The 9,193-nt window shown below is 70.7% G+C and carries 8 protein-coding genes; 5 read left to right on the top strand and 3 right to left on the bottom strand.

The window, feature by feature from the left end; genetic code table 11:
* On the top strand, positions 1 to 1,691 hold a 1,691-nt coding region (thiC, locus tag D7X74_RS35450; protein ID WP_120537419.1), incomplete at its 5' end, for a phosphomethylpyrimidine synthase ThiC.
* 130 nt (positions 1,692 to 1,821) lie between these two features.
* Complete coding sequence (locus D7X74_RS35445) at positions 1,822 to 2,226, top strand: DUF4870 domain-containing protein (protein WP_120537418.1); 405 nt, start codon at positions 1,822 to 1,824, stop codon at positions 2,224 to 2,226.
* Positions 2,227 to 2,229: 3 nt separating this feature from the next.
* On the opposite strand, the gene moaA is transcribed toward D7X74_RS35445, so the two are convergent.
* The 3 genes from moaA to thiO all read right to left on the bottom strand — a co-directional run bounded on the left by moaA (position 2,230) and on the right by thiO (position 5,828).
* Entirely contained in the window at positions 2,230 to 3,234 is a 1,005-nt protein-coding gene (gene moaA / locus D7X74_RS35440; protein ID WP_120537420.1) for a GTP 3',8-cyclase MoaA, read from the bottom strand.
* Positions 3,235 to 3,295: 61 nt separating this feature from the next.
* A complete protein-coding gene (locus tag D7X74_RS35435) occupies positions 3,296 to 4,537 on the bottom strand; it encodes an HD-GYP domain-containing protein (protein ID WP_120537417.1) in 1,242 nt (413 codons plus the stop codon).
* 175 nt (positions 4,538 to 4,712) lie between these two features.
* Entirely contained in the window at positions 4,713 to 5,828 is a 1,116-nt protein-coding gene (gene thiO, locus D7X74_RS35430; RefSeq protein WP_120537416.1) for a glycine oxidase ThiO, read from the bottom strand.
* Positions 5,829 to 6,129: 301 nt separating this feature from the next.
* On the opposite strand from thiO, the gene hisG reads away from it, so the two are divergent.
* The 3 genes from hisG to D7X74_RS35415 all read left to right on the top strand — a co-directional run.
* Positions 6,130 to 6,987 (top strand): ATP phosphoribosyltransferase, encoded by an 858-nt coding sequence (hisG, locus tag D7X74_RS35425; protein ID WP_120537415.1) that lies wholly within the window; start codon positions 6,130 to 6,132, stop codon positions 6,985 to 6,987.
* A complete protein-coding gene (hisD, locus tag D7X74_RS35420; protein ID WP_120537414.1) occupies positions 6,984 to 8,288 on the top strand; it encodes a histidinol dehydrogenase in 1,305 nt (434 codons plus the stop codon). Before hisG ends, hisD begins: the two co-directional genes overlap by 4 nt.
* Positions 8,285 to 9,193: histidinol-phosphate transaminase (locus D7X74_RS35415; RefSeq protein ID WP_120537413.1), on the top strand; the 909-nt coding region annotated here is incomplete at its 3' end. The genes hisD and D7X74_RS35415, both read left to right, overlap by 4 nt.

Raw genomic sequence — 9,193 nt, 5'->3', positions numbered from 1 at the left:
CGGCCAACCCCCCCGTCCACGTCTACGACTCCAGCGGCCCCTACACCGACCCCGCCGCGGACATCGACCTGCGCCGGGGCCTGCCCGCCCTGCGTGAGAACTGGATCCACGCCCGCGCGGACACCGTGGAGCTGGCCGGCATCACCTCCGAGTACGGCCGCGCCCGCGAAGCCGACCCGCGCCTCGTCGGCCTGCGCTTCAGCCACATCCGCAAGCCCCGCGTCGCGAAGGCCGGCGGCAACGTCAGCCAGATGCACTACGCCCGCAAGGGCATCATCACGCCGGAGATGGAATACGTCGCCGTGCGCGAGAACCAGAAGCTGCACGCGTCCCTCGCCGCCCAGCACCCCGGCCACTCCTTCGGCGCCGCCATCCCACGCGTGATCACGCCGGAGTTCGTGCGCGATGAGATCGCCCGGGGCCGCGCCATCATCCCCGCAAACATCAACCACCCGGAAGTGGAGCCGATGATCATCGGCCGCAACTTCCTGGTGAAGATCAACGCCAACATCGGCAACTCCGCCGTCACGTCCTCCATCGAGGAGGAAGTGGAGAAGATGGTCTGGTCCATCCGCTGGGGCGCGGACACCGTCATGGACCTGTCCACCGGCCGCAACATCCACGAGACGCGCGAGTGGATCCTCCGCAACGCGCCCGTGCCCATCGGCACCGTGCCCATCTACCAGGCCCTGGAGAAGGTCAACGGCAAGGCGGAGGAGCTCACCTGGGACATCTTCCGCGACACGCTGATTGAGCAGGCAGAGCAGGGCGTGGACTACTTCACCATCCACGCGGGCGTGCGCCTCCAGTACGTCCCGCTCACCGCGAAGCGCCTCACCGGCATCGTCAGCCGGGGCGGCTCCATCCTCGCCAAGTGGTGCCTCGCGCACCACAAGGAGAACTTCCTCTACACGCACTTCGAGGAGATCTGCGAGATCATGAAGGCGTACGACGTCAGCTTCAGCCTGGGGGACGGCCTGCGCCCCGGCTCTATCGCCGACGCCAACGACGCCGCGCAGTTCGGCGAGCTGGAGACGCTGGGCGAGCTGACGAAGGTCGCCTGGAAGCACGACGTGCAGGTGATGATCGAAGGCCCCGGCCACGTCCCCATGCACCTCATCCAGGAGAACATGACGAAGCAGCTCGCCGTGTGCCACGAGGCGCCCTTCTACACGCTGGGGCCCCTCACCACGGACATCGCGCCGGGCTACGACCACTTCACCAGCGGCATTGGCGCGGCGATGATCGGCTGGTTCGGCACGGCGATGCTCTGCTACGTGACGCCCAAGGAGCACCTGGGCCTGCCCAACCGCGATGACGTGAAGGAGGGCGTCATCACGTACAAGATCGCCGCCCACGCCGCGGACCTGGCCAAGGGCCACCCGGGCGCCCAGGCGCGTGACAACGCCCTGTCCAAGGCGCGCTTCGAGTTCCGCTGGGAGGATCAGTTCAACCTGTCGCTGGATCCCGAGCGGGCGCGCGCCTTCCACGACGAGACGCTCCCCGCCGAAGGCGCCAAGGTCGCGCACTTCTGCTCCATGTGCGGCCCGCACTTCTGCTCCATGAAGATCACCCAGGACGTGCGCGACTACGCCGACAAGGTGGGCGTCAACGAGGTCCAGGCGCTGGAGACGGGGATGCAGGAGAAGAGCGAGGAATTCAAGAAGGCCGGAAGCGAGCTGTACCGCTGAAGCCTCCAGGCGGGCGGGGGCCTCCTCGGGGCCCTCCGTCCGCTGGATGACAGGCACCGACACGGCGTGCCATGTTGCGAGCCTTCAGGGCGCACCCCGTCGCGCCCCCTTCAATTTGGGAGGGCCCACCATGGACCCACAGCAGCGCGAGGATCAGCAGTTCGGCTCGTTCATCACCGGTTCGCCCACGGCGAGCTCGGATGAGAAGACGATGGGCATGTTGGCGCACCTGGGCTCCATCGCCGGCATCGTGGTGGGCGCGGGCTTCCTGGGCTGGGCGGTGCCGCTGTTCCTGATGCTGACGAAGGGCAAGGACTCGTCCTTCGTCCGCTCGCACGCGGTGGAGTCGCTCAACTTCCAGATCACCACCTTCATCGCGATGGCGGTCTCCGCCGTGCTGATGTGCGTGGGCGTGGGCTTCCTGCTGGTGCCCATCGTGGCGCTGGGCTCCATCGTGTTCACCATCATCGCGGGCCTGAAGGCCAACGAGGGTGAGCTGTACCGCTACCCCGTCAACCTCCGGCTGGTGAAGTAGCCGTCAGCCGCCAATGCCCATCATGGGCAGGAGCGTGGCGCCGTTTCCGGCCTCCGTGAAACGGTGCCCCTCCGGCTTGTCCCCCAGCGCGCGGCGCACGGCCATGGCCAGCTCCGCGTCGGTGGCCCCGCCCCGGATGAGCTGATGCAGCGGCGCCTGCGCCCGTCCGCCCAGGCAACTGCGCAGGTCCCCGTTGGACGCCACCCGCACCCGGTTGCACCCGCCACAGAAGTTCTGCGTCAGCGGGGAGATGAACCCCACGCGTCCGCCCGCCGTGCGCCAGTAGCGCGCGGGTCCGGAGGTGGGTGACGCGGCGTCCTCCGGGGGCTCCTCGGTGAGCGCCCTCCCGGTGGCCGCCAGGCGCTCCAGCAGCTCCGCCGTGGGCACCGGCGTGCCCTGCCCGAAGGGCATCAGCTCGATGAAGCGCGGGGTGATGCCGCGCGCGTGCGCGAAGTCCACCAGCGCGGGCACCTCCGCGTCGTTGATGCCGCGCATCACCACGACGTTGAGCTTCAGCGACTGGAAGCCCGCCGCCGCCGCCGCGTCGATGCCGCGCATCAGCGCGTCGAAGTCACCCTGCTTGGAGATGCGCCGGAAGGTCTCCGCGGACAGCGTGTCCAGGCTCAGGTTGAGCTGGGTGACGCCCGCTTCGCGCAGGGGGACGGCCAGGGACTCCAGGCGGCTGGCGTTGGTGGTGATGGCCAGGTGCTGGATGCCCGGCACCGCGGCGAGCCTCCGGGCGATCTCCTGGATGTCCGGCCGGATGAGGGGCTCGCCCCCGGTGAGGCGCACGCGGCGGATGCCCATGCGCGCGAACACGGAGACGATGCGCTCGAACTCCGCCGCGTCCAGCAGGTCCTTCTTGCCGCCCCAGGACGCCGGGGAGCAGTAGGAGCAGCGGAAGTTGCAGCGGTCCGTGATGCTCAGCCGCAGGTACGTCATGCAGCGCCCCTGCGCGTCGAGCAACGGCGGGGCGAGCGGATTGGCTGAGGGCAGGGGGGCGGTCATCACGGGGCCTTCCGCCTTCATAACAACCCGCCCGGGGAAATCATCGCTCCCGTCGGGCCGATCAGCCCTCGGTGCCGGAGGCTGAACGGATCACCACCGGGGCGGCCCCTGGGGGCGGGGATGCGTTGGAGGCTGGACCCACCGGAGGCGAATCCGTGTCGTCATCCAGGTCGGTGAGGCGCGCCAGCTCCGTCTCGGCCTCGGCGGCGTCCGCGGCGGCCTGCAGCGGGTTGAGCTTCTTCTCCGCCATCTCCTTCTTGATGCGGATGAGCCCCTCCTCGCCGATGTCCAGGAACGCCTTCACCACGTCCGGATCGAACTGGGTGTTGGCGCAGCGCTTGATCTCCTGGATGGCGTTGGCGAACGTCGTGCCCTTGCGGTACGGCCGGTCGCTCGTCATCGCGTCCAGCGTGTCCGCCACCGCGAAGATGCGCGCGCCGATGTGGATCTCGTTGCGCTGGAGGTTGCGGGGGTAGCCCGCGCCGTCGAACCGCTCCTGGTGCGACAGGACGATGTCCGCCGGGGTGGAGAGGAAGGGGATGTTCTGGATCATCTGGAAGCCGATCTCCGGATGACGCCGCATCTCCAGCCACTCGTCGGGGGTGAGCTTGCCGGGCTTGAGCAGCACCGCGTCCGGGACGCCAATCTTCCCGATGTCGTGCAAGAGCGCCCCGCGGCCGATCTCCTCCATCTGCTTGCCGTGGATGCCCATGCGGCTGGCGATGGCGCTCGTGTAGCTGACGACGCGCTGGGAGTGGTCGCTCGTCTCGTGCTCGCGCGCGTCCAGGGCGGCCACCAGGGCCAGCAGGGTGTTCTGGTACGTGTTGGCGATGTTGTGCAGCGCGCTGCGAAGCTCGGCGGTGCGGTCGCGCACCTTGCCCTCGAGCTTCTTCTGGTAGCGCTTGCGCGCCATCTCGATGCGGCGCTTGGCGAGCGCGCGTTCGATGGCTCGGATGAGGTCGGTGAGCTTGGGTGGTTTGAGCAGGTAGTCCACCGCGCCCCGGCGTAGACAGTCCACGGCGGACTCGGTGTCGCCGTAGCCGGTGAGCATGATGACGGACGTGTCCGGCAGCCGCTCGCGCAGGTTCTCCAGCAGCCACAGCCCGTCACGGCCCGGCATCTTCATGTCGCTGATGACGAGCGGCGTCTCTTCTTCGCCCGCGACATCGAGCGCCATCTCGGCGCCATTGGCCACGACGCAGTTGTAGCCCTCCTCACGGAGGAGCACGGAGATGACGTCGCGGACGGAGTCGTCGTCGTCGACGATCAGGATTCGAGGCGGGGCGGGGGGGATGGCTTCCACGGCGGAAGATTCTAGAGGTTTCCGGGTCTTAAAGGCGAACGAGTGCGAGAAATTACCACCCGTCTCGCTTCCTTGCCGCCCAGGGCGGGGGGCAGGCCCTGGGCACCTGGGGCATGTCCCGGGTCCGCGCCGTGTCTCCCACCTCCCGGAGTAGGGCGGCCGAGCGGCCCGGTTTTCAGCCTCGCGCCCCGGAGCCCCGGTCATGGCGGAACGGGGTGAGGTCCACGGAGGGCTTCTCGCCGAGCACCGCCTGGGCGACGAGCTTCGCGGTGATGGGGGTGAGCAGGATGCCGTTGCGGAAGTGCCCGGTGGCCAGGAACAGGCCGGGCACGGGCCCTTCCCCGATGTACGGCAGCGCGTCCTGGGTCCACGGACGGAAGCCGGCCCAGGTCTCCGTCACCGGGGCCGGGCCCAGGTCCGGGCACAGCTCCAGGGCCATGTCGAGGATCCGCGCGAGCCCCGCGGCCGTCACCTGCTTGTCGAAGCCCACGTGCTCCATGGTGCTGCCGGCGATGATCCGCCCGTCCGCGCGCGGCACCAGGTAGCCCTTCGCGGACGTCACCACCCGCTCCAGCAGGGGCAGCCGCGTCTGCAACTGGATCATCTGGCCGCGCGCCGGGCGCACCGTCTGCGCCGCCACGCCGGTGCCCTGCACCAGGGACGACCAGGAGCCCGCGGCCACCACGACGGCATCCGCGCGCAGCACCTCGCCGTCCAGGTCCACGCCCACCGCCCGGCCGCCCTCGTGCACCACGCCGCGCACGTAGCCGCTGCGGAACGTGGCGCCCACGCGCGCGGCGGCCATGGTCAGCGCGCGCACGAGCAGCCGGTTGTCCACCTGATGATCGTCCGGGAAGTGCGCGGCGCCCACGGCCTTCGGCGACAGGCGGGGCTCCAGCTCCCGCGCGGCCCGTCCGTCCAGCAGCTCCGCGCGCAGCCCCATGCCGTGCTGCCAGCCCACGGTGGACTCGACGTGGTGGTGGTCGCCTTCGTCGAACGCGACGCGCAAGAGGCCACAGGGGCGGTAGGCGATGTCCACGCCCGTCAGCTCGCGCAGCTCGGCGGCGAAGCTGCCGTAGAGGGCGCGGCTTCGCAGGCACAGCTCGAAGAAGGGCCCCGGACCGTTGGCCTCCCACTGCGGCGCGAGGATGCCGGCGGCGGCGCTGGAGGCTTCGGCGCCCGGAATGGAGCGCTCCAGCACCGTGACGCGCGCGCCTGCCTGCCGAAGACGCAGCGCGATGCCGCAGCCCATCAAACCACCGCCCACCACCAGGACGTCCGAGGGTCGCATGCGCCGCTTGTGCTCAAGCAGGGACGGGTTTGCAAGCTTCAAGACAGGGTCGTACCCGGGGGTGGCTTGACGGCGGGGGCTCCGGTCGTTAACCCTAGGGGCGTGCGTTCCATCTCCGTGCATCACCATCATGCGCATCATCGGCCGGCCCACGACGGGACCGTTCGCCGCGCGCATGCCTGGGTGACGCACTAGAACGCGCACCTCCTCCGGCACCTGCCGCAGTGATCGAAGGCCCGTCCCCCCAGGACGGGCCTTTTTTCGTTTCCGCCTCCCCCTCTCCAGTCCCGTGAGCCCACCCATGTTGAAGATTGCCCTGCCCAACAAAGGCCGTCTGTCCGAGGAAGTGCGCGAGCTGTTCAACGACGCGGGACTGGAGGTCCGCGGCCGGGGCGAGCGGGCCCTCACCGCGTCGCTGGGCGGCGAGTTCGAGGCCATCTTTGTCCGCGCCCAGGACATCCCGGAGTTCGTCGCGGACGGCGCGGCGCAGGCGGGCGTCACCGGCTGGGACCTGGTCAACGAAGCGGGCCGCGAGCTGGAGTTGTTGATGGACCTGGAGTTCGGCCGGTGCCGGCTGGTGGTGGCCGCGCGCGACGAGAGTGGCATCGCCCGCGTGGAGGACGTGAAGGACGGGATGCGGGTGGCGTCCTGCTTCCCCCGGTTGACGCAGGCCTTCTTCCAGAAGCGCGGCCAGCGGGTGACGGTGGTGCCGGTGAGCGGCGCGGCGGAGATCGCCCCGCACCTGGGCATCGCCGACATCGTGGTGGACCTCACCTCCACGGGCTCCACGCTGAAGATGAATGGCCTGCGCGAGGTGTCCACGGTGCTGGAGTCCAGCGCCCGGCTGGTGGCGTACTCCGGCAACGGCGTGGACGCGCGGCGTTCGCTGGAGGAATTGACGCAGGCGCTGGGGTCGGTGCTGGCGGCGAGGGGCCGGCGCTACCTGATGGCCAACGTGCCCAGGACGTCCCTGGAGCAGGTGCGCGAGGTGCTGCCCGGCCTCAACGGTCCCACGGTGGTGGACGTGATGGACGGGGGCAACTTCGTCGCGGTGCACGCGGTGGTCTCCTCGCGCACCATCTACCGCACGGTCAACGCGCTGAAGGCGCTGGGCGGCCAGGGCATCCTCGTCACGCGCATCGAGAGGTTGATGGCATGAGCGCCCCTGTCCTCAAGTACCAGGGCGCCCTGTCCGTCCTGACGTCCGAAGCGCGGCGCCAATTGCTGGAGCGCGGCGGAGGCGACGGCGATGCGCAGGTGACCAGCCGTGTGCAGGCCCTCATCGCCCGGGTGCGAGCGGAAGGAGACCGGGCCCTGTTCGACTTCGCGCGCCAGTTCGACCGCGTGGAGCTGGAGGCCCTGGAGGTGCCCCGTGCTCGGTGGGACGCGGCCCTGGAGTCGCTTCCTTCCGACGTGCGTGAGGCCCTGAAGCGCGCGGCGCGCAACATCGCCCGGGCGCACGCGGCGCAGCGTCCGGTGGCGACGCAGGTGGAGACGGAGCCTGGTGTGGTGGTGGGCCGCCGGCCGGATCCGCTGGGCCGGGTGGGGGTGTACGCGCCCGGTGGACGCGCGGTGTATCCGAGCAGCGTGTTGATGGGCGCGGTCCCCGCGAAGGTGGCGGGCGTGGGGGAGATCATCGTCTGTTCGCCGCCGGGTGCGGACGGTCTGCCGAGCGCCGGAGTGCTCGCGGCGGCGGCGCTGGCGGGCGCGGATCGCGTCTTCGCGCTGGGCGGCGCGGGCGCGGTGGCGGCGCTGGCCTACGGGACGCAGAGCGTGCCCCGGGTGGATCGCATCGTGGGGCCGGGCAACGCGTACGTCGCGGCGGCGAAGCTCCAGGTGGTGGACGCGGTGGCCATCGACGCGCCCGCGGGGCCCAGTGAGATCCTGGTGGTCGCCGACGGCAGCGCGCGTCCGGAGGCGGTGGCGCGCGAGCTGCTGGCGCAGGCGGAGCATGATCCGGAGGCGTGCTGCGTGGCGCTGGTGCTGGGCGCTTCGCTGGCCCAGGAGGTGAGCGACGCGGTGGTGCGGCAGGCCCGGTCCGCCCGGCGGGGGGACATCGTGCTGTCGGCGCTCGGGAGCCGGGGGGCGGTGCTGCGAATCGACTCGTTGGAGGAGGCGTGGCCCTTCGTCGCGGAGTTCGCGCCGGAGCACCTGATGCTCGCGACGTCGGCCGCGTCGGTGGACCTGGCGAAGGTGCGCAACGCGGGCACGGTGTTCGTGGGCCAGCGCGCGTCGGTGGCCTTCGGGGATTACCTGACGGGCGCGAACCACGTGCTGCCCACGGCGGGGCTTGCCCGGGCGTACTCGGGGTTGAGCGTGCTGGACTTCTACCGGTGGACCACCTGGCAGCGCGTGACGCCGGAAGCGGCGGCGGCGATGGCGGACGACGTGGGGACGCTGGCGGACAGCGAGGGCCTCTTCGCCCACGCGGACGCGGCGCGGGCCTGGAGGTTGCCGTGATTCCCTTCCGCGACACGTACCGGGACATCCCGCTGTATTCCCCCGCGAGGAAGCGCTGTCGCGTGGACCTGAGCGACAACACGAACCTCTTCGGTGCCCCACCGTCAGCGGAACGGGTGCTGCGCGAGGAGGGGCTCCAGCTCCTGGCCCGCTATCCCGCGGGCTATGCGCCGGACCTGAAGCGCGCCGTGGCCGCGTACGCGGGCGTCGCGGTGGACAGCGTGACGACGGGCTGCGGTTCGGACGACGTCATCGACTGCGCGCTGCGCGCCTTCCTGGAGCCGGGGGATGCGGTGGCGTTCCCGGATCCGACCTTCGTGATGGTGCCGCTGTTCGCCCGGTTGAGCGCGCTGCGGCCGGTGCCGGTGCCCCTGCGGGAGGACCTGGAGCTGGACGTGGACGGGCTGCTCGCGACGGGCGCGAAGCTGATCTACGTCTGCACGCCCAACAACCCCACCGGCACGGTCGCGTCCCGCGCGGCGCTGGAGCGGCTGGTGGACCGGGCTCCCGGCGTGGTGCTGATTGATCAGGCCTACGTGGAGTTCGCCCGGGGCGGGGACTTCCTGGACCTGGCGCGCACGCGGCCCAATGTGTTGGTGACGCGCACGATGTCCAAGGCGTTCGGCCTCGCCGGGCTGCGGGTGGGCTGGGCGGTGGGGGCTCCCGCGCTGGTGGCCGAGGTGGAGAAGGCCCGGGGGCCGTACAAGCACACGGCGCTGGGCGAGGCCGTGGCGGTGTCCGCGCTCGCGGAGGACGTGCCGTGGATGGAGGCCTGCGCGGCGGAGGCGGTGGAGAACCGCGAGCGGCTGCGCGGTGGACTGAAGGTGTTGGGCCTGGAGCCACTGCCCTCGGAAGCAAACTTCCTCCTCGTCCCGGTGCCAGAAGCGCGGCGGGTGGGGGAGGGG

Origin of the sequence: Corallococcus sp. CA047B (assembly GCF_003612065.1) — a bacterium.
Classification (GTDB): Bacteria; Myxococcota; Myxococcia; order Myxococcales; family Myxococcaceae; genus Corallococcus; species Corallococcus praedator.
This window is presented reverse-complemented; position numbering and strand designations above follow the sequence as displayed.